This is a genomic window from Hymenobacter sp. BT730 (assembly GCF_030542105.1).
Lineage (GTDB): Bacteria > Bacteroidota > Bacteroidia > Cytophagales > Hymenobacteraceae > Hymenobacter.
Genome location: NZ_JAUOFB010000007.1, coordinates 73517 through 91911, shown reverse-complemented (window position 1 = coordinate 91911; position 18395 = coordinate 73517). Strand labels below are relative to the sequence as shown.

Genomic DNA, 18395 nt, shown 5'->3' with positions numbered 1-18395 from the left:
AGATCATTATTTCTACTTCGTTGCTGGGCTATGTCAACTCCTTCTGATTGTACTCCTTCGTCGGCATCACGGGCGGTATACTTTGATAATGCGGCCACCACGCCGCTGGACCCCGAAGTGCTGGATGCCATGCTGCCTTTTATGCGTGAGCATTTTGGCAACCCCAGCAGCATTCATAGTCACGGCCGGCAGGTGCGGGCAGCCATCGAAAATGCCCGCAAAACCATTGCGCACCTGATTAATGCGGCGCCGGCAGAAATTGTTTTTACCTCCTGCGGCACCGAAGCTGATAACTACGCCGCTTTTGGTAGTGTGCGTACGCTGGGCCTGAAACACGGTATTACCTCCCAGCTGGAGCACCACGCCGTGCTGCACACCATGCAGGCGCTGGAAAAAGCCGGTGACCTAAAGCTCAGCTATCTGCGCCACGACGAGCGGGGCCGCTTTGATCTGGAGCATCTGGAAGAGCTGTTAGCTACGCACCCGCGCACTTTTGTGAGCCTGATGCAAGCCAATAATGAAATTGGTAACCTGAATGACATTGCGGCTATTGGCGACATCTGCGCCCGGCACGATGCCATTTTTCATACCGATACGGTGCAGACGATGGGCCACTACCGCCACGATGTGCAGCAACTAAAAGCACATTTTCTGGTAGGGTCCGGGCATAAATTTCATGGGCCTAAAGGCATTGGCTTCCTGTACCGCCGCTCCGGCCTGCTGGTAGATGCCCTGATTCATGGCGGCTCGCAGGAGCGCAACCAGCGTGCCGGCACTGAGAATGTGTATGGCATCATTGGGCTGGCTAAGGCGCTGGAAATTGCTTACCGCGACATGGCCGAGCATCACCGCACCATTCAGGCCCTGAAAGACCGGTTTATTGAAAAGCTACGTGCTGAAATTGACGGAGTAGAATTCAATGGAACGTCTGCCGACGCTGACCATAGCCTTTACACTGTCCTGAGCGTGAGCCTGCCGCCTTCCGAGATGAACGAAATGCTGCTCTTCAACCTCGACATTAATAAAGTGTCCGTGTCGGGTGGCTCGGCTTGTACCAGCGGAGCACAGGCTGGCTCACATGTGCTGCAGGCCTTGGGCTGCGACCCCGACCGGGGCACCATTCGCTTCTCTATGAGCAAGTTTAACACGCCCCAGGAAGTAGACTATGCCGTGGAGCAGTTGGCCAAGATGTACCGTAAGGTGCCGGCCTAATGTCCTCTTGATAAGTCTGACAAAATAATACCCTCCTTTAGGCATTTAAGGGAGGGTATTATTTTTTGGGTGAAATCAGAAGGCCGACAGCACCTAATTCTGAAATGTGCCGTACTGTCTCAGCAACACTATATACCGATATGGCTGACATTAATATCCAACGCAAGAAAAAGTCCCTGAGCCCCTGGCTGGCCGTACTGCTGGCCTTGGTGGTGCTAGGTCTGATCTGGTTTTTCTTCTTCCGCGCCGACCCAGAACAACCCGTTGACGCCATACCTCCTACTAACACTACCCAGCCGCTTGGGGCTACGTCTGATACCTCCGCTGCGGCTGACACGAAGGCCATGGAAGATATGGCTAACGAGGTAGCCGCCACACCGGAAGCCTTCTATGCCTTCGCTACAGACTCTGCCCGCTCAGTTACGGACTATGGCCGGCGTGGCCTGCACTTACTGACTGGCGTGTTGGTTTCTTTAGCCGACCGGGACGACCTGCGCCAGGATCCGACCGTGCAGGAAAGGCGCAACGATCTGACCAGTGCCACCAGCCGCCTGGAAGAACCTGGCACCAGCCTGAGACCAGGCTTTACGGCTACTGCGGCTATGCTACAAGCCATTCAACAGAAAGCGTATCCGGAACAGGCCGCTCCTGTAAACCGCCTCACCAAGCAGGCCGACGCCCTCAGCGGCCGCGACGAGCCAGCCCAGCAGGAGATGCAACGCGCATTTTTCAGCCAGGCGGCTCAAATTCTGAAGAGCTTCAGCTAACCCAGTATCAGAAGCAGGCACGGTTATCCGGCTGCAGGCTTCTGGTATATGAGATAACACTACTACTATGGAACCTACTCCCATACCCTCTGCCCAAGGCATGCACCTGCGCCGCCTGCGCGACCTGGAAAACTTTGAAGTAGCTGACGACAGCGTGGATGTACGCGGCTGGGCCGTACGCGGCAGCGACGGTAAAAAGTTTGGGGACGTCTTTGAATTGATTGTAGACGAAGACGCCATGAAAGTTCGCTACCTCGACATTGAACTGGATGCTTCGCTTCAAATTGATAAGTGGGCGCGCCACATTCTGCTCCCTATTGGTGTGGCCACCATTGATGAGGATGGAGACAACATCTTCGTGCCTTCCCTCAACCTACAGTCGGTGCTGGATTACCCACCTTACACCGATATTCAAATTACCCGGGAATACGAAGAAGCCATGCTACGCTCCTTGAAACTCCCCCTACCGGAGCATGCCACACCTTTTTATGAGCAGGCGCCTTACAATGAGCAACACTTTTACCAGAACCGCCATTCTACGGAATCGGCCAGCAACCTGCGCCGCCGCATAGTGTAACCTGTTCTAAACCCGATTTAAATAAAAACAGCAACGCCTGGTCACTCTGCTTAGAAGGGCCAGGCGTTGCTGTTTTTGATATTCAGTAGTTAGTTGCGATGCACTAAATCAGCCACGGCATCTACCCACATCGGGTTGGCGTTCAGGCTGGGCACCAACTGCCAGTGCTTACCACCGGCCTGCTCAAACATTTCCTTGAATTCCGTGCCTACCTCAATGGTGGTTTCCAGGCAATCAGCCACGAAAGCGGGGCTAAAGGCCAGCACATTGTGGATGCCTTTAGCCGGAAATTCTTTCAGAACCTCATCGGTATAAGGTTGCAGCCACGGGTCACGGAGGCGGCTTTGCAGACGGCTCTGGAACGTGACGGTATACTGCTCTGGAGCAAGGTTCATGGCTTTGGCCAGCAGGCGGGAGGTTTCGTAGCACTGCGCCCGGTAGCAGTAGCGGTTGTTCTTGTTGTAGTGGTTGCAGCAGCTACTCAGCTTGCAATACCCATTTTGGCTGCCTTTCAGCACGTGGCGCTCCGGAATACCGTGGTAGCTGAATACTACATGGTCGTAGTCGTGCTTCTGCATTTCCTGCAGGCCCAGAGCGGCAAATGAAGCAATAAAGCCAGGATCGTCAGTAAAAGAGCTAATGAAGGAAATAGTAGGCACTACCCACCATTTGCTCACAATGTCCATCACCTTTTGCTGCACCGAGCCCGTGCTGGCCGCCGCGTATTGCGGAAATAGCGGTAGCACAATAATGCGCTCCACGGCCGCATCGCGCAGCTCCTGTAGTGCCAGCTCAATGCTGGGCTTTTGGTAGCGCATGCCAAAAGCCACCAGGTAATCCTTCCCTAACTTTTCCTGCACTAGCTTTTTCAGGTCGAGGCCGTGGTATAGTAGGGGAGAGCCGCGGTCCGTCCAGAGCTGCTGATATATTTTGGCCGATTTAGGGGCCCGTAGCGGCACTACCAAGCCCTGAAACAGCGGATAGCGCACGGCGGCCGGCATATCAATCACGCGGGCATCTGTCAGAAATTCGTTGAGGTAGCGGCGCACATCGCTGGTTTGGGGCGAGTCGGGCGTACCGAGGTTCACGAGCAGGACGCCGATGCGGCCTTTAGAAGAAGCGGGGGTAGAGGACATAGAAACCGTAACGCCGAAAGAGGTAAGCAGGCAAGTCCTCTGAGCATATCAGAGGACTTGGCCAGGGTAAAGAACTACAAAGGTCGTACAACCGTTGCCGAACTAAAACTGACATCCGTCATCTTTCAATTTGGGGTACAGACAATCTGGCCACCCCCGATGTTTTAATAACCGGCGGCCGGGCGGGGTAAAAGTCGTACCTTTGCGGGCCAAATTTCAGAGTCTGAAATGAATACCATCCCTACTCCACACCGCGCTGGCTTCGTGAGCATTATCGGCAAACCCAACGTGGGCAAGTCGACGCTGATGAACGCGCTGGTAGGTGAGCGGCTGAGCATCGTCACGAGCAAAGCCCAAACCACCCGCCACCGCATCCTCGGCATCCTCAACGGCGACGATTTCCAGCTGATCTACTCCGATACGCCCGGCATCATTCAGCCCAAATATGAGCTGCACAACGCCATGATGTCGTTTGTGTATTCATCTCTGGAAGATGCTGACGTGGTGCTGTTTGTAACGGATATCTACGAAAAGCACGACGAAGAACCCATTGTGGAGCGGCTGCGCAAAATGCAGGACGTCACCATTATGGTGCTGGTAAACAAGATAGACCAGGCTGACCAGGCCGATGTGGAAGCCAAGCTGGCCTACTGGCACGAGCAGCTGCCCAACGCCGCCGAAGTGCTGCCTATCTCGGCCCTGAATGCCTTCGGTACCGAACGGGTGCTGGAGCTGGTGCTGGAAAAGCTGCCGGTGCACCCACCTTATTATCCGAAAGATGAACTAACCGACAAGCCCGAGCGGTTCTTTGCTGCCGAGATGATTCGGGAGAAAATCTTTAAGCTCTACAAGAAAGAGGTGCCCTACAGCTGTGAGGTAGCTATTGATGAGTTTAAAGAAGAAGAAGATATCATCCGGATGCGCTCCACTATTTACGTGGAGCGGGCCAGCCAGAAAGGCATTGTCATTGGCCAGAAAGGCGAGGCCCTGAAGAAAGTAGGCACCTGGGCCCGCGAGGAAATGGAGAAATTCTTTCTGAAGAAAGTGTTCCTCGAAATCCACGTGAAAGTCAACGAAAACTGGCGCGCCGACCCCAAGGCCCTGAGCCGCTTCGGGTATAACAACAGTTAATAAACGCTTCCGACCTTCCTTCACTTAACTACTCCGGGCACTGCCGAAAATGGTCGGGCCGGCGGCTGGAGTCAGACAATATGAAAAATACGATTGCCATTGTGGGCCGCCCAAACGTGGGTAAGTCTACTTTATTCAACCGCTTGGTTGGCCAGCGTAAGGCCATTATGGACAACGAGTCCGGCGTAACCCGCGACCGGCACTACGGCTACGGCGACTGGACCGGCAAGTACTACACCGTTATCGACACGGGTGGGTACGTGCACAACTCCGAGGATATCTTCGAAGGCGAAATCAATAAGCAGGTAAAGCTGGCTATTGATGAAGCCGATGTGGTGCTATTTATGGTGGACGTAGATGCTGGCCTGCACCACCTGGACGAAGAATTTGCCAACGTGCTGCGCCGCTACCAGGGCAAAAAGCCGATTTATCTGGTAGCCAACAAGGCCGATACCAACACCCGCGCCCACGCCGCCGGCGAGTTCTACGCGCTGGGTATGGGCAATGGTGAAATCTACCCCATCAGCTCCCAGAGCGGCTCCGGCACCGGCGACCTGCTGGATGCTGTGGTTAGCCATTTTGAGGAAGAAGGCATAGAGGAGCCCGATGCAGGCATTCCAAAAATTGCTGTGGTAGGCCGCCCCAACGTGGGTAAGTCATCCTTCGTGAACCTGCTGCTGGGCACCGACCGCAGTATTGTAACGGACATTGCCGGCACCACCCGCGACTCTATTCAGGCGCGCTACAATGCCTTTGGCAAAGAATTTATTTTGGTAGATACGGCTGGTTTGCGCCGCAAAGCCAAGGTACACGAGGACATTGAGTTCTATTCCGTACTGCGCTCCATCCGGGCGCTGGAAGAATCCGATATCTGCATTGTGATGCTGGATGCCACTCGTGGTATTGAGTCACAGGACCTGAACATTATTGGCCTGGCCGACAAAAACCGCAAGGGCATCGTGATTCTGGTCAACAAGTGGGACCTCATCGAGGGTAAGGAAACTAACACGGCCAAGGAGTTCGAGGCGAAAATCCGCGAGAAGATTGCGCCTATCAGCTACCCGCCTATCATCTTCATTTCCGTACTGAACAAGCAGCGCGTGCACAAGGCCATTGAAACGGCCATTGACGTGTACGAAAACAAGCGCCGCAAAATTCCAACCTCGGAGCTGAACGAGGTGATGCTGAAGGAAATTGAGAAGTATCCGCCGCCCATCCAGAAGGGCAAAATGGTACGCATCAAGTACGTAACGCAGTTGCCCACGCATAACCCGGTATTTGCCTTCTTCTGCAACCTGCCGCAGTATGTACTGGAAAGCTATACCCGCTACTTGGAGAACCGTCTGCGTGAGCATTTTGACTTTACTGGTGTACCGGTGGGTATTATTTTCCGGAAGAAATAAGCGTTTGAACGGTCGAATAAGGCAGGGCCAAGGAAATTCTTTTACAGGTTGGGTTACCTTTTTTCACTAACCGGTATAAACCACCAGATTCCGCGGAGCTTTCTGTTGGAATCGACCTAAAAAGACTTTTCATTTTCAAAACAACCCCACCATGAAAAAGGTATTGTTCCTCGCCCTTGCTGCTGTTTCTTTCTCGTTCGCTTCTTGCGACAGCAAAACTGAAAACACGCAGGAGCAGGCTGCTGACAACGTAGAAGAAGCTGGCGAAGCCAAAGCTGACGCTATGGAAGATGCTGGTGCTAACGAGGCTGCTGCTGATGCAGTACGTGACTCGGCTGACGCTAAGGCTGACGCTATGGAAAACTCGGCTGACGCAAAGGACGCTAAGTAATTTCTTCTGCGCCCAGCGCATATAAAAAGAGGGCTTCTCCCACGGGAGAAGCCCTCTTTTTCGTTTAAGGGAGTTTAGTTATTAGCCTAAGCGGCGTTCTAACAGTCCGTCAATCACCTTAAAGAGCTTGCGGGGGCCATAAGTGCGCCAGGGCAGCTCGTCCAGCTGCCCACCAAAGTTTACATAGTTGTCGATGTTATACTGGCGCATTTCCCTGATAACGTGTTCTTGGAAGTTGACGGCAGCAATCCAGCCATCCTCCACGTCTTCAAACCACTCCTCATAGTAGCAGTCATCGGAGCCGTGGAAATTGAAGACGTTTTCCCCGATCAGCACGAATTTGCGGACGCCTTCGTGCACCATAGAATCTATGATGTTGCGCTTAAGCTGCATCACATCATTCTCAATGGCATCATTCCACTCGCCAATAAACTCAATGATGCCGATGCCCTGCTCGTAGTCCACGAACAGGATTTTCAGGAATAGAGTATCAGATTCCAGGCTGTCCCACTGGGGATGGATATAGTAGCCGTAAATAGTATTGACGTAGTGGTCTAAGCTGTTCTCGGTTTCAAACAGCGGGGAGCGGGGGTCTTCAGCAGCGGAATACTGCTCTATCCAGTTATAATGAGGTTCGATGGTATGCATAGAATATAGAGCAGACTATAGCTCACGCGTATACATGAACAATGGTATCTAGGTCATTTGTTCAGTGAGCACAGGCACATTACTCTATTGTACTTATAGTTTGCTACTTAATGTTAAGGATAGTAGGAGGATTAATAGCAATAGCCCGGGTAGGGCAGCTAGTAAGGTTATAATGCTGGTTACCCAACGCCTTTGCCTGGCTGCAATAGCTGCAACGGCAAGCAGTAAAATTCCTAAGGGCCCAGTAATATAGGAAGCACCTACAAGCGTAAACAACCCATCACCAAGCTGCGCGGCCAGCAGAAGAATACCCAATTGTAGCAGGCATAATGCCCAACTGGTTCGGTAAATTGTTTGGCTTCGGAAACGAGGCAGCATTTTCTTCAGTGCTTAGAACGCGCGTCCAGCGCCGCCCGCACGGAGCCATGCTTTGCCAGCAACTCGGCTGCTTCCACCTGACCAATGCCCAGCTCATCCATTAGCATCCGCTCGCCCCGGTCTACCAGCTTGGCGTTGGAAAGCTGCATATCCACCATCTTATTGCCCTTCACGCGGCCCAGTTGAATCATGGTGGCCGTAGTGAGCATATTCAGCACCAGCTTTTGTGCGGTACCGGCTTTCATGCGGGTGCTCCCCGTTACAAACTCAGGGCCCGTTACCACTTCCACCGGAAACTCGGCAGCCGCAGCTACCGCCGAGCCGGCATTACATACAATACAGCCCGTAGCAATGCCGTGCTGGCGAGCCTGCTCCAGGCCACCAATGACGTAGGGTGTCCGGCCTGAGGCCGCAATGCCTACCACGATATCCTTCTTATTGATGTCAAACGCCAGCAGATCCTGCCAGGCCTGTTCTGCATCGTCCTCCGCATTTTCTACTGCCTGCCGGATAGCCGTGTCGCCGCCTGCAATCAGCCCAATCACCAGCCCTTGAGGCACACCAAAGGTGGGAGGGCACTCAGAGGCATCCAGAATACCCAGGCGGCCACTAGTGCCGGCGCCAATGTAGAATAGGCGGCCTCCTTCCCGTAAGCGGGCTACAGTAGCTTCTACCAAAGCCTCAATTTGCGGGAGTGCCTTAGCCACTGCCAGCGGCACCGTCTGGTCCACACTATTGATGCCAGTCAGCAATTCGTGGGTACTCAGGGTTTCCAGATGATTGAACAGGGAAGGGCTTTCGGTGTTGCTCACAAAGAATAGGGTTGGCGAAAATTAAGATGGGGCAGTAGCAGCAGCTGCTTTCAGCCGCCCTATAACCGGAAACCTATCAAAAACGTTGGGCGTGTGGGGCGCATTCACGTCCAACTCGCGGGTCAGGTCCTGGCCCGCCCAGTGTTCATAATGGTTGCCGCGTCGCCATAGGCGGGAGCGGGTTACATCGTAAATCAGCCCTTGGTAGCTTACCCAGATTTCGTCCCGGTCCTGCCCGTTACGTAGGGCCAGCTGGGAGCGGGAGTATTCGGGTAAATCAGTTAGGGGCAAAGAAGATTCCATGAGTAGACTCGTGCATTCCAGACTTGGAAGGATACTGGTTGCCACTACGGCCAACGGACAGGCTGTTTTCGGTGACTTTTAACCTAACAAGGCCTGCGTCAGAATCCAGCGGTTAGGCAAGTCCCCCTGGGCGGCATGCAGGTAGTCCTGGTAGCTGCAAGGCACGATGCGCTTGAGGTTGCTATCGGCTAGGCTCTCCACTTCCAGCCACCACTTTTCCGTGCGCCGAGCTTTGTAGAATACCAACTTGGCTGGTGTGCCTGGCAGGCCCACGGCGTAGCGCATAAAGCGGCGACTCTGAAAATCGGTTTCGCCGTGTCGGTGGTAAAAGCCCTCAATGAAGTACCACAGCATAGTGGCCGTAGCAAAAGCGGCCAGCCCATGCGGATCATGGTCGGGGCGGTAGCCATATAGGCCGAAGGAACTGAGCTGGTCATTGTGGCCCGCATACCAGCACAACTGAGAGGCTTCCTCGCCGGTAAGCCCGTAGGGGCTGGCCGGGTAGTAGCCCGGAAAGTCAGGCCAGCGCAGAGCCGAGAGGTCAAAGCTCATCATATCGGCTTGCCGGATCAGCGGTTCTGCCTGCCGGACATCCGTATGGACTTCGCCTAAACGTAGCGTTTCAAAATGCAGCTTCTCCAGGGTGGCCAGCACGCCGGGCTGTACCAGATATTGCTGATGGCCAATTTGACTAAAGGCAAACAGGAAGTTCGGCTCGTGCATCAGAATGCGCTGCAGGTGCGATTCTTCAGCCGGCGCGGTATCGTGCTCGGCCATGTCCACGCGAGAGTCAATGGTCACGTGGCTAACGGGGCGCTCCAGCGTTTCATAAGCCAGAAACTGACCGTAATCCAGGTCGTGACTGCCACCCAGCAGCAGCGGAATGGTCTTTTGCTCCAACAAAGCCGCTACAATTTCCCGCAGGCGCAGGTAGGTGTCTTCCAGTGTAAGGCCAGGGCGTAGGTTACCCAGGTCTACCAGCCGGATGGGGCCTGTGCCTTTCTGCAGTTGATAAAACCGCTCACGTACAGTGTTGGCCGCATGGGTAGCTGGTGCACCGGCGGCGCTGCCGCGCCATTCATCCAGCCCAATTAGGGCCAGATCAGCTGCCCGCCAGTCCGGAAATGTGTCCACGAAGCGTGTGGCATATGCGCCCAGCGTAGTAGGCGCCGGCGCCGCCGCCAGCGGATCTTCGAGAAGCGGATCAAAGAATATCGCAAGGTTCATCAGGCTCGGGCAGTGCTGCTGACAAAACTAGTTAAAAACGCCGCTGCTACAGTATTCCAATTGGCCGTAAATAGGGTTTCCGCTAAAAAATCAATTTATTTAACCACTATTTCCACCTCACTGTCTTTGTTCATGCAAGTTCGCCGCGCTTTTGATGTTCTTCCTTACCAGCTGGAGAATTCACCTAAATCTGATTGCCTGGCTGCCAAAGTAAACGGGACATGGGAAAAAATGAGTACCCAGCAGGTATATGATACCGCGCAGCTGGTCAGCTTGGGGCTAGTACAGCTTGGTCTGAAGAAGGACGATAAAGTGGCCATCATCTCCATGAACCGCCCGGAGTGGATGCTGGCCGATTTTGGCATTTCGCAGATTGGAGCGGTGAGCGTGCCTATGTACCCCAGCATTACAGTGGAAGACTATAAGTACATCTTTGCCGATGCGGGGGTAAAAGCCATTTTTGTGGCCGATATAAAACTATATGAGAAGGTAACGGCGGCTATTGAAGGGCTGAACGTTCCTGCCACCCATATTTTCACCTTTGATAAAATTAAGGGGGCTCGGCATTTCTCCGAGCTGCTGGAAATGGGCAAACAAGGCACCACCGCCTCGTTGCAACCCCTGAAAGACGCCGTGCAGCCCGATGACCTGCTCACACTCATCTATACCAGCGGCACCACCGGCCAGCCCAAAGGTGTGATGCTGTCCCACGACAATATCCTCAGCAACTGCCGCAATGCCCAGCGCTTTGTGCCGGTAAACAAAGATGATATGGCGCTGAGCTTCCTGCCGCTCTGCCACATTTTTGAGCGCATGGTTACCTACCTCTACATGATTAACGGCGTGAGTATTTACTACGCCGAGAGCATGGAGGTCATTGCCGACAATCTGCGTGAAGTGAAGCCCAGCATCTTTACCACAGTGCCGCGCCTGCTGGAAAAAGTATATGATAAGATTGTCGCCAAAGGCCATGAGCTGACGGGCATCAAGAAAGCCCTGTTCTTCTGGGCGCTGGATCTGGGCCTGAAATACGATACCCAAAAAGACCAGGGTGTTTTCTACAATGCCCAACTGGCCCTGGCCAATAAGCTTATCTTCAATAAGTGGCGCGAAGCGCTGGGCGGCAACCTGAAGTGCATCGTTTCCGGTGGCGGAGCACTGCAGCCACGGCTGGCGCGCGTATTCTGGGCGGCCGGCATCCGGGTAATGGAAGGCTACGGCCTCACCGAAACCTCTCCGGTTATTGCCGTGGGCGGCTTCGAGCCCGAAAACAACCTGATTGGCACCGTAGGCCCCATCATCGATAACACGGAGGTGAAGATTGCGCCCGACGGCGAAATCCTGACGAAATCGGCCTCCGTGATGAAAGGCTACTACAACAAGCCCGACCTGACAGCCAAGGAGTTTGATGAGGAAGGTTGGTTTCACACCGGCGACATTGGCGAGCTGGTCAACGGGCGTTTCCTCAAAATCACGGACCGCAAAAAGGAAATGTTCAAGACCTCAGGCGGCAAGTACATTGCCCCGCAGGTAATTGAAGGCAAGCTGAAAGAGTCGCCACTGGTAGAGCAGTGCATGGTGGTAGGCGACGGCCAGAAGTTTCCTTCTGTGCTGATTGTTCCTTCTTTCGATGACCTAAAAGGCTGGTGCAAGCGCAACGGCGTGACCTGCAATGGGCCAAACGAGGAAATAATCAAAAATGAGAAGGTAGTAGATATGTATGAAGCCTTGGTGAAGAAATATAACCAGGGCTTTGCGCAGTGGGAGCAGGTAAAGAAAGTGGCGCTATTACCACAGCAGTGGACGGTGGATACCGGCGAGATGACGCCCACCATGAAGGTGAAACGCAAAGCCATCTTCCAGAACAATACCGACTTAATTGATAGTCTATATCATACAGACCGCCCCCGATAACCTATAAGGCCCCGCTTATTTCTGGCGGGGCCTTTTTTATTTGGGAGGCAGCTGAAATCGTCATAATATGCTAGGCATGCCAAATTTTTTTTGCCTGAACTAGTATGCAAGCATAACATATTTACGTATGTTTACCGGACTTCACCCAGCTCATGAAACCGGAAGAAACCGTCGATTATAACATTAAAGTAGCCTGGCACGCCATTTCGCGCATGTACAATACGCAGGCTGCCAAGCACGACATCACGACCAGCATCGGCTTTGTGCTCCTGAACATTGATCAGGAAAATGGCACCCCGGCTACCAAAATAGCGCCGCTGCTGGGCCTGGAAACGCGCAGCCTCACGCGCATTCTGCGCAGCATGGAGGAAAAGGGCCTGATCTACAAACAAGCCGACCAGCTGGACAAGCGTTCCGTGCGCATTTTCCTAACGGAGGAGGGCCTGAAGAAAAAGGAAATTTCCCGCCAGACAGTGCGTCATTTTAACCAGAAGGTGCATGAGAAAATCCCGCAAAACCAGCTGGATACCTTCTTTAAAGTCGTAACCCAGATTACAGCCATGATTGAGGGCAAAACTCTCTTCGATGATTTTACGCTGAAGCCGCTGCGCTCCAAGTCGAACCAGGCCTAGCCCGGCTGATTTGGGGCGTGCCTGTTTCCAATGCGCGCTCAACTCAACTTACTTCCCAACCCGCACCCGCTTCATCCCCACATGAATCGAACCATCAAAAAAGTAGCTGTTTTAGGCTCGGGCGTCATGGGCTCCCGCATTGCCTGTCACTTCGCCAACATTGGCGTGCAGGTGCTGCTGCTCGATATTGCTCCTAAAGAGCTGACGCCCGACGAAGAAAAAAAAGGTCTTAAGCTGGATTCTGCGGCCGTTAAGAACCGCATTGTGAATAGCTCTTTGCAGGCCGCCGTGGCTAGCAACCCCTCGCCGCTGTACCGCAAGGCAGATGCTTCGCGCATCAAAACCGGCAACTTCGACGACAACCTTAAGGACATTGCCCAGTACGACTGGACGATTGAGGTGGTAGTAGAGCGTCTCGATATTAAAAAGAGCTTGTTTGAGCGCGTGGAGCAGTTCCGTAAGCCCGGCACGCTCATCACCTCCAACACCAGCGGCATCCCGATTCACCTGATGACGGAAGGCCGCTCCGAGGATTTCAAAAAGCATTTCTGCGGTACCCACTTCTTCAACCCGCCGCGCTACCTGAAGCTGCTGGAAATTATCCCCACCCCGGACACCGATCCGGCCATTGTGGACTTCCTGCTGCACTACGGCGACCTGTACCTGGGCAAAACCACCGTCCTGGCCAAAGACACGCCGGCTTTCATTGCCAACCGCGTGGGCGTTTTCGCCATTATGGACGTGCTGCAGGTGATGCAGGAACTGGGCCTCACGGTAGAAGAAGTAGACAAGCTCACCGGCCCGGTTATCGGCCACGCCAAATCAGCCACCTTCCGTACCTCCGATGTGGTGGGTCTGGATACGCTGATGAACGTAGCCAACGGTCTGGCCCAGGGCCTGCCGAACGACGAAGCCAAAGCCGTATTCCAACTGCCCGACTTCCTCAAGAAGATGGGCGAAAACAAGTGGCTGGGCGACAAAACCAAGCAGGGCTTCTACAAGAAAGTAACCGGAGCCAATGGCAAGTCGGAAATTCTGGCGCTGGATCTGAACACGCTGGAGTACAAGCCCAGCCAGAAGGTGAAGTTTACTACTCTGGAAGCCACCAAGCCCATTGAAAAGCTGGCGGACCGCTTCAAAGTGCTGGCCGCGGGCAAAGACAAAGCCGGCGAATTCTACCGCAAGATGTTCGCGGGCCTGTTTGCCTACGTGACCAACCGCATTCCGGAAATTACGGATGCCCTGTACAAGATTGACGATGCCCTGCGCGCCGGCTTCGGCTGGGAGCTGGGTCCGTTTGAAACCTGGGATGCCCTGGGCGTACAGAAAGGTCTGGAGTTGCTGAAGGCTGAAGGCAAAACCGCTGCCCCGTGGGTAGAGGAGATGCTGGACGCCGGCAATACCACGTTCTACAAGGTAAACGAGCAGGGCGTAAAGCAGTACTACGACCTCGAGTCGAAGAGTTACAAGGCCATTCCCGGCGTCGAGAACTTCGTGATTCTGGACAACCTGCGCGCCACGGGCAAAGTGCTCTGGAAAAACGCCGGTGCTTCCGTCATTGACCTCGGCGACGGTATCCTGAACGTGGAATTCCACTCCAAGATGAATACGCTGGGCTCTGATGTTATTCAGGGCTTGCTGAAAGGCGTGGAGCTGGCCGAAAAAGACTTCCGCGGTCTGGTAGTGGGCAACGATGCCCCCAACTTCTCAGCCGGTGCCAACCTGGGTCTCGTGTACATGTTTGCCTTAGAGCAGGAGTACGACGAGATAAACATGATGATTGCCCAGTTCCAGAATGCTATGATGCGCATGCGCTACAGCAGCATTCCAGTGGTGGGTACGCCGCACGGCCTCACCCTGGGCGGCGGCTGCGAGCTGAACCTGCACTGCGACCGGGTAGTGGCATCCGCCGAAACCTATATGGGCTTGGTAGAATTTGGCGTAGGCCTGATTCCGGCTGGTGGCGGCACCAAGGAAATGACCTTGCGCACCGCGGCCAAGTACGAGGAGGGCGAGCCGGAGTACAACATGCTCCGCAACACCTACATGACCATCAGTACCGCCAAGGTATCGACCTCTGCTGCCGAAGCCTTCGATCTGGGCTTTATGCGCCGCGGCGACGAAATTGTGGTGAATAGCAACCGCGTCATTGCCCAGGCCAAAGCCGCGGCTATTGAGTTGGCGGAAGATGGCTACACCCAGCCCACGCAGAAAACCAACATCAAGGTGCACGGCAAAGGTGCGCTGGGCATGTTCCTGACGGGCGTTTCGGCCATGAAAGAAGGGCGCTACATCTCCGACCACGACGTGAAAATTGCCAACAAGCTGGCCTACGTGATGTGCGGCGGCGACCTGAGCGCCCCCACGGAAGTATCGGAGCAGTACCTGCTGGACCTGGAGCGCGAAGCTTTCCTAAGCCTCACCGGCGAGCGGAAGACGCTGGAGCGGATTCAGAGCATCCTTACGACCGGTAAGCCGCTGAGAAATTAAGAACCTTAGATAGTTGTTGTTATGCTGCGCCTGACCACCAGGAGAGGAGCAACCCCACCACTTTCTTCAAGACTCCACTGAAATGAATGCATATATCGTAGCTGGTTACCGTACGGCCGTAGGCAAAGCCAACCGTGGCGGTTTCCGCTTCACCCGCCCCGATGACCTGGCCGCTGACGTCATCAAGCACCTGGTAGCCTCGGTGCCCGCCCTCGACCCCACGCGCATCGACGACGTGATTGTAGGCAATGCCGTGCCGGAGGCCGAGCAGGGCCTGCAAATGGGTCGCCTGATTTCCCTGCTGGCCCTGCCCATGAACGTTTCGGGCCTTATTGTGAACCGCTACTGCGGCTCCGGGGTAGAAACCATTGCCATGGCCGCCGGTAAAATTGCCGCCGGTATGGCTGAATGCATCGTGGCCGGTGGCACGGAAAGCATGAGCCTGGTGCCCACCGTAGGCTGGAAAACGGTGCCCAACTACAAGCTGGCCAAAGAGCATCCGGACTATTACCTCGGCATGGGCCTCACCGCCGAAGCCGTAGCCCAGGACTACAAGATTTCCCGCGAAGACCAGGACCAATTCTCCTACAATTCCCACCAGAAGGCCATTAAAGCCATTCAGGCCGGCAAGTTCAAGGAGCAGATTGTGCCCATCACGGTTGAAGAAACCTACCTGGACCCCGCCAGCGGCAAAAAGAAAACCCGCTCCTTCGTGGTAGATACCGACGAAGGCCCCCGCGCTGATACTTCGGTAGAAGCATTGGGCAAGCTGCGTCCCGTGTTTGCCGCCAACGGTACCGTAACGGCCGGCAACTCCTCCCAGACTTCTGATGGCGCTGCCTTCGTAATCGTAATGTCCGAGCGCATGGTGAAGGAGCTCAACCTGGAGCCCATTGCCCGCATGGTGACTTATGCCACGGAAGGTATCGACCCGCGCATCATGGGCATGGGCCCCATCAAAGCCATTCCGAAGGCGCTGAAGCAAGCCGGCATGAAGCTCGAGGACATGGACCTGATTGAGTTGAATGAGGCGTTTGCTTCGCAGTCTATTGCGGTGGTGCGCGAGCTGGGCATCGATGAAAGCAAGCTGAACGTGAATGGTGGCGCTATTGCGCTGGGCCATCCGCTGGGTTGCTCCGGTGCCAAGCTTAGCATTCAGCTGTTCCACGAACTTCGGGCCCGTAACAAGAAATACGGCATGGTAACCGCCTGCGTAGGCGGCGGCCAGGGCGTAGCCGGTATCTACGAACTGCTGAAGTAAAAAACGGTTGTCATGCTGAGCGCAGCCGAAGCATCTCTACCGCTTCATTGAGTTAGTAATCTGACATCAGCACGCGAGATGCTTCGGCTGCACTCAGCATGACACTGGTTTGCAAGAACAACCCCGGCAGTTCGGGGTTTTCTTTACGGAATATACTCGGCTAGCCTACTATTTTTTTGTATATTTCGGTACGACAATTTGTTGAGCTACTGTGTTAATAAGTAGTTGACAGTCATTGGAATAATTTTGTTTTCCCCTCGATAATCCCCAACCCCCTCAATACCTCACCCAGTCATGGAAGTAACCAATAAACTGACCAAGGGCGGCGAGTTCATCATCAAAGAAACCGACGCTCAGGAAGTATTTACCCCCGCCGAATTCTCGGAGGAGCAGCGCATGATGTACCAGACCTGTCTGGACTTTGTACAGACCGAAGTAGACCCCTTGCTGGAGCGCCTCGATAACCACGAGGAAGGCTTGCTGGAAGGCCTCATGAAAAAGGCCGGCGAGCTGGGTTTGTTCGGCGTGAGCATTCCCGAGCAGTACGGCGGCTACGACATGGACTTCAACACCGCACTGCTGGTGACGGAAGGCGTAGGTGGAGGCCACTCGTTCCCGGTAGCCTTCGCGGCCCACACGGGCATCGGCATGCTGCCCATTCTGTACTTTGGTACCCAGGAGCAGAAAGACAAATACATTCCTAAGCTAACCAGCGGCGAGTGGCTGGGCGCTTACTGCCTCACTGAGCCCGGCTCGGGCTCCGACGCTCTGGGCGCGCGCAGCAAAGCCGTGCTGACGGAAGATGGCCAGAGCTATGTGCTGAATGGCCAGAAAATGTGGATTACCAACGCCGGTTTCGCGCACGTGTTCATCGTGTTTGCGCAGGTAGATGGTGACAAGTTCACGGGCTTCATTGTAGAGCGCGGCACCCCTGGCCTGAGCTTCGGCAACGAAGAGCACAAGATGGGCATCAAAGGCTCGTCAACCCGCCAGGTATTCCTCTCCGATGTGAAAGTTCCGAAGGAAAATGTGCTGGGCGAGATTGGCAAAGGCCACCTCATTGCCTTCAACATCCTGAACATCGGCCGCATTAAGCTGGCCGCTGCCTGCCTGGGCGCTACCAAGCGCGTGGTGGCTACCAGCGTGAAGTATGCCAACGAGCGGATTCAGTTTAAGCTGCCCATCTCCAAGTTCGGCGCCATCAAGTACAAGCTGGCCCAGCAGGCCATCCGCACGTACGCCGTAGAATCGGCTATTTACCGGGCTGGTATGGATATCTACCGCATGGAGCAGGAACTGCTCAGCCAGGGTCAGAGCCACAACGAAGCGTTGCTGGGCGCCGCCCGCGAGTTTGCCGTGGAGTGCGCCATTCTGAAGGTAGAAGGCTCGGAAGTGCTGGACTACGTGGTGGATGAAGGCGTGCAGATCTATGGCGGCTACGGCTTCTCAGCCGACTACCCCATGGACCGCGCTTACCGTGATTCGCGCATCAACCGCATCTTCGAAGGCACCAACGAAATCAACCGGATGCTGGCCGTAGACATGATCCTGAAAAAGGCCATGAAAGGCGAGCTGGATCTGATGGGCCCTGCCCAGGCCGTGCAGCAGGAACTGATGGCTATTCCGGACTTCAGTACCGAAGAAGAAACCGGCCTGTTTGCTGCTGAGAAGAAGACCCTTCAGAAGCTGAAGAAGGCTATTCTGATGGTAGCTGGCACGGCGGTGCAGAAGTACATGAATTCCCTGGCCAAAGAGCAGGAAGTGCTGATGAACATTGCTGACATGGCCATCAAAGTCTACACCGCCGAAAGCACCCTGCTGCGCGTGGAGAAAGAGGCTGGCACCAAGGGCGAAGAAGCCGTGGCCAATCAGATAGACATTGCCCGCGTGTACCTCTACGATACTGTGGACCTGGTGAACAAGGCCGGTAAAGATGCCATTGCCTCCATGACGGAAGGTGACGAGCAGCGCCTGCTGGCCATGGGCCTCAAGCGCTTTACCAAAGCCGACCTGTTCAATGCTAAAGAAGCCCGTCGTCGCATTGCTGATGCCATGATTCAGGCCAACGATTACGTGTATTAGGGGTAATCTACGTAAGGGAAACTCAAGTAAA

Annotated in this window: 16 protein-coding genes; 11 read left to right on the top strand and 5 right to left on the bottom strand. The window is 54.6% G+C overall.

Annotated elements, in window-relative coordinates; genetic code table 11:
* The first annotated feature begins 30 nt into the window (after nucleotides 1–30).
* The 3 genes from Q4G72_RS15805 (at nucleotide 31) to Q4G72_RS15795 (ending at nucleotide 2556) form a co-directional block, all read left to right on the top strand.
* Nucleotides 31–1212, top strand: coding sequence for a cysteine desulfurase family protein (locus Q4G72_RS15805; RefSeq protein ID WP_303312397.1), 1182 nt, complete (start codon nucleotides 31–33; stop codon nucleotides 1210–1212).
* A 140-nt stretch (nucleotides 1213–1352) separates the two neighbouring features.
* On the top strand, nucleotides 1353–1979 hold the full coding sequence (locus tag Q4G72_RS15800; RefSeq protein WP_303312396.1) for a hypothetical protein: 627 nt from the start codon (nucleotides 1353–1355) through the stop codon (nucleotides 1977–1979).
* A gap of 67 nt (nucleotides 1980–2046) precedes the next feature.
* A complete protein-coding gene (locus tag Q4G72_RS15795; protein WP_303312395.1) occupies nucleotides 2047–2556 on the top strand; it encodes a PRC-barrel domain-containing protein in 510 nt (169 codons plus the stop codon).
* An 89-nt stretch (nucleotides 2557–2645) separates the two neighbouring features.
* On the opposite strand, the gene hemH is transcribed toward Q4G72_RS15795, so the two are convergent.
* Nucleotides 2646–3692 carry a ferrochelatase gene (hemH, locus tag Q4G72_RS15790; RefSeq protein ID WP_303312394.1) on the bottom strand — a complete coding sequence of 349 codons (1047 nt, stop codon included), beginning with the start codon at nucleotides 3690–3692 and terminating at the stop codon, nucleotides 2646–2648.
* A gap of 228 nt (nucleotides 3693–3920) precedes the next feature.
* On the opposite strand from hemH, the gene era reads away from it, so the two are divergent.
* From era to Q4G72_RS15775, 3 genes are all read left to right on the top strand, one after another.
* The gene (era, locus tag Q4G72_RS15785) at nucleotides 3921–4823 is read left to right on the top strand and encodes a GTPase Era (RefSeq protein ID WP_303312393.1); all 903 of its coding nucleotides are present in this window, start codon (nucleotides 3921–3923) and stop codon (nucleotides 4821–4823) included.
* A gap of 80 nt (nucleotides 4824–4903) precedes the next feature.
* The gene (gene der / locus Q4G72_RS15780) at nucleotides 4904–6226 is read left to right on the top strand and encodes a ribosome biogenesis GTPase Der (RefSeq protein WP_303312392.1); all 1323 of its coding nucleotides are present in this window, start codon (nucleotides 4904–4906) and stop codon (nucleotides 6224–6226) included.
* A gap of 151 nt (nucleotides 6227–6377) precedes the next feature.
* The gene (locus tag Q4G72_RS15775) at nucleotides 6378–6617 is read left to right on the top strand and encodes a hypothetical protein (RefSeq protein WP_303312391.1); all 240 of its coding nucleotides are present in this window, start codon (nucleotides 6378–6380) and stop codon (nucleotides 6615–6617) included.
* Between the two features lie 81 nt (nucleotides 6618–6698).
* Here the strand turns inward: Q4G72_RS15775 and Q4G72_RS15770 are convergent, their stop codons facing one another.
* From Q4G72_RS15770 to Q4G72_RS15755, 4 genes are all read right to left on the bottom strand, one after another.
* The gene (locus Q4G72_RS15770) at nucleotides 6699–7265 is read right to left on the bottom strand and encodes a hypothetical protein (RefSeq protein ID WP_303312390.1); all 567 of its coding nucleotides are present in this window, start codon (nucleotides 7263–7265) and stop codon (nucleotides 6699–6701) included.
* A 383-nt stretch (nucleotides 7266–7648) separates the two neighbouring features.
* The gene (gene murQ / locus Q4G72_RS15765) at nucleotides 7649–8455 is read right to left on the bottom strand and encodes an N-acetylmuramic acid 6-phosphate etherase (RefSeq protein ID WP_303312389.1); all 807 of its coding nucleotides are present in this window, start codon (nucleotides 8453–8455) and stop codon (nucleotides 7649–7651) included.
* Between the two features lie 21 nt (nucleotides 8456–8476).
* On the bottom strand, nucleotides 8477–8758 hold the full coding sequence (locus tag Q4G72_RS15760) for a cytochrome b5 domain-containing protein (protein ID WP_303312388.1): 282 nt from the start codon (nucleotides 8756–8758) through the stop codon (nucleotides 8477–8479).
* Between the two features lie 78 nt (nucleotides 8759–8836).
* Nucleotides 8837–9985 carry a formimidoylglutamase gene (locus Q4G72_RS15755; RefSeq protein WP_303312387.1) on the bottom strand — a complete coding sequence of 383 codons (1149 nt, stop codon included), beginning with the start codon at nucleotides 9983–9985 and terminating at the stop codon, nucleotides 8837–8839.
* A gap of 132 nt (nucleotides 9986–10117) precedes the next feature.
* Between Q4G72_RS15755 and Q4G72_RS15750 the strand changes: the two genes are divergently transcribed.
* The 5 genes from Q4G72_RS15750 to Q4G72_RS15730 all read left to right on the top strand — a co-directional run bounded on the left by Q4G72_RS15750 (nucleotide 10118) and on the right by Q4G72_RS15730 (nucleotide 18364).
* Nucleotides 10118–11899, top strand: coding sequence for an AMP-dependent synthetase/ligase (locus Q4G72_RS15750; RefSeq protein ID WP_303312386.1), 1782 nt, complete (start codon nucleotides 10118–10120; stop codon nucleotides 11897–11899).
* 152 nt (nucleotides 11900–12051) lie between these two features.
* Nucleotides 12052–12531 carry a MarR family winged helix-turn-helix transcriptional regulator gene (locus tag Q4G72_RS15745; protein WP_303312385.1) on the top strand — a complete coding sequence of 160 codons (480 nt, stop codon included), beginning with the start codon at nucleotides 12052–12054 and terminating at the stop codon, nucleotides 12529–12531.
* 81 nt (nucleotides 12532–12612) lie between these two features.
* Nucleotides 12613–15021 carry a 3-hydroxyacyl-CoA dehydrogenase/enoyl-CoA hydratase family protein gene (locus tag Q4G72_RS15740; RefSeq protein ID WP_303312384.1) on the top strand — a complete coding sequence of 803 codons (2409 nt, stop codon included), beginning with the start codon at nucleotides 12613–12615 and terminating at the stop codon, nucleotides 15019–15021.
* Between the two features lie 82 nt (nucleotides 15022–15103).
* Entirely contained in the window at nucleotides 15104–16282 is a 1179-nt protein-coding gene (locus Q4G72_RS15735; protein ID WP_303312383.1) for an acetyl-CoA C-acyltransferase, read from the top strand.
* A gap of 294 nt (nucleotides 16283–16576) precedes the next feature.
* Nucleotides 16577–18364 carry an acyl-CoA dehydrogenase FadE gene (locus tag Q4G72_RS15730; RefSeq protein WP_303312382.1) on the top strand — a complete coding sequence of 596 codons (1788 nt, stop codon included), beginning with the start codon at nucleotides 16577–16579 and terminating at the stop codon, nucleotides 18362–18364.
* The last annotated feature ends 31 nt before the right edge of the window (nucleotides 18365–18395 follow it).

Excerpts from the sequence above, each read along its gene's own strand:
- Q4G72_RS15805 (WP_303312397.1), top strand. The coding sequence starts at position 31 with ATGTCAACTCCTTCTGATTGTACTCCTTCGTCGGCATCACGGGCGGTA.
- Q4G72_RS15800 (WP_303312396.1), top strand. The coding sequence starts at position 1,353 with ATGGCTGACATTAATATCCAACGCAAGAAAAAGTCCCTGAGCCCCTGG.
- Q4G72_RS15795 (WP_303312395.1), top strand. The coding sequence starts at position 2,047 with ATGGAACCTACTCCCATACCCTCTGCCCAAGGCATGCACCTGCGCCGC.
- hemH (WP_303312394.1), bottom strand. The coding sequence starts at position 3,692 with ATGTCCTCTACCCCCGCTTCTTCTAAAGGCCGCATCGGCGTCCTGCTC.
- era (WP_303312393.1), top strand. The coding sequence starts at position 3,921 with ATGAATACCATCCCTACTCCACACCGCGCTGGCTTCGTGAGCATTATC.
- der (WP_303312392.1), top strand. The coding sequence starts at position 4,904 with ATGAAAAATACGATTGCCATTGTGGGCCGCCCAAACGTGGGTAAGTCT.
- Q4G72_RS15775 (WP_303312391.1), top strand. The coding sequence starts at position 6,378 with ATGAAAAAGGTATTGTTCCTCGCCCTTGCTGCTGTTTCTTTCTCGTTC.
- Q4G72_RS15770 (WP_303312390.1), bottom strand. The coding sequence starts at position 7,265 with ATGCATACCATCGAACCTCATTATAACTGGATAGAGCAGTATTCCGCT.
- Q4G72_RS15760 (WP_303312388.1), bottom strand. The coding sequence starts at position 8,758 with ATGGAATCTTCTTTGCCCCTAACTGATTTACCCGAATACTCCCGCTCC.
- Q4G72_RS15755 (WP_303312387.1), bottom strand. The coding sequence starts at position 9,985 with ATGAACCTTGCGATATTCTTTGATCCGCTTCTCGAAGATCCGCTGGCG.
- Q4G72_RS15750 (WP_303312386.1), top strand. The coding sequence starts at position 10,118 with ATGCAAGTTCGCCGCGCTTTTGATGTTCTTCCTTACCAGCTGGAGAAT.
- Q4G72_RS15745 (WP_303312385.1), top strand. The coding sequence starts at position 12,052 with ATGAAACCGGAAGAAACCGTCGATTATAACATTAAAGTAGCCTGGCAC.
- Q4G72_RS15740 (WP_303312384.1), top strand. The coding sequence starts at position 12,613 with ATGAATCGAACCATCAAAAAAGTAGCTGTTTTAGGCTCGGGCGTCATG.
- Q4G72_RS15735 (WP_303312383.1), top strand. The coding sequence starts at position 15,104 with ATGAATGCATATATCGTAGCTGGTTACCGTACGGCCGTAGGCAAAGCC.
- Q4G72_RS15730 (WP_303312382.1), top strand. The coding sequence starts at position 16,577 with ATGGAAGTAACCAATAAACTGACCAAGGGCGGCGAGTTCATCATCAAA.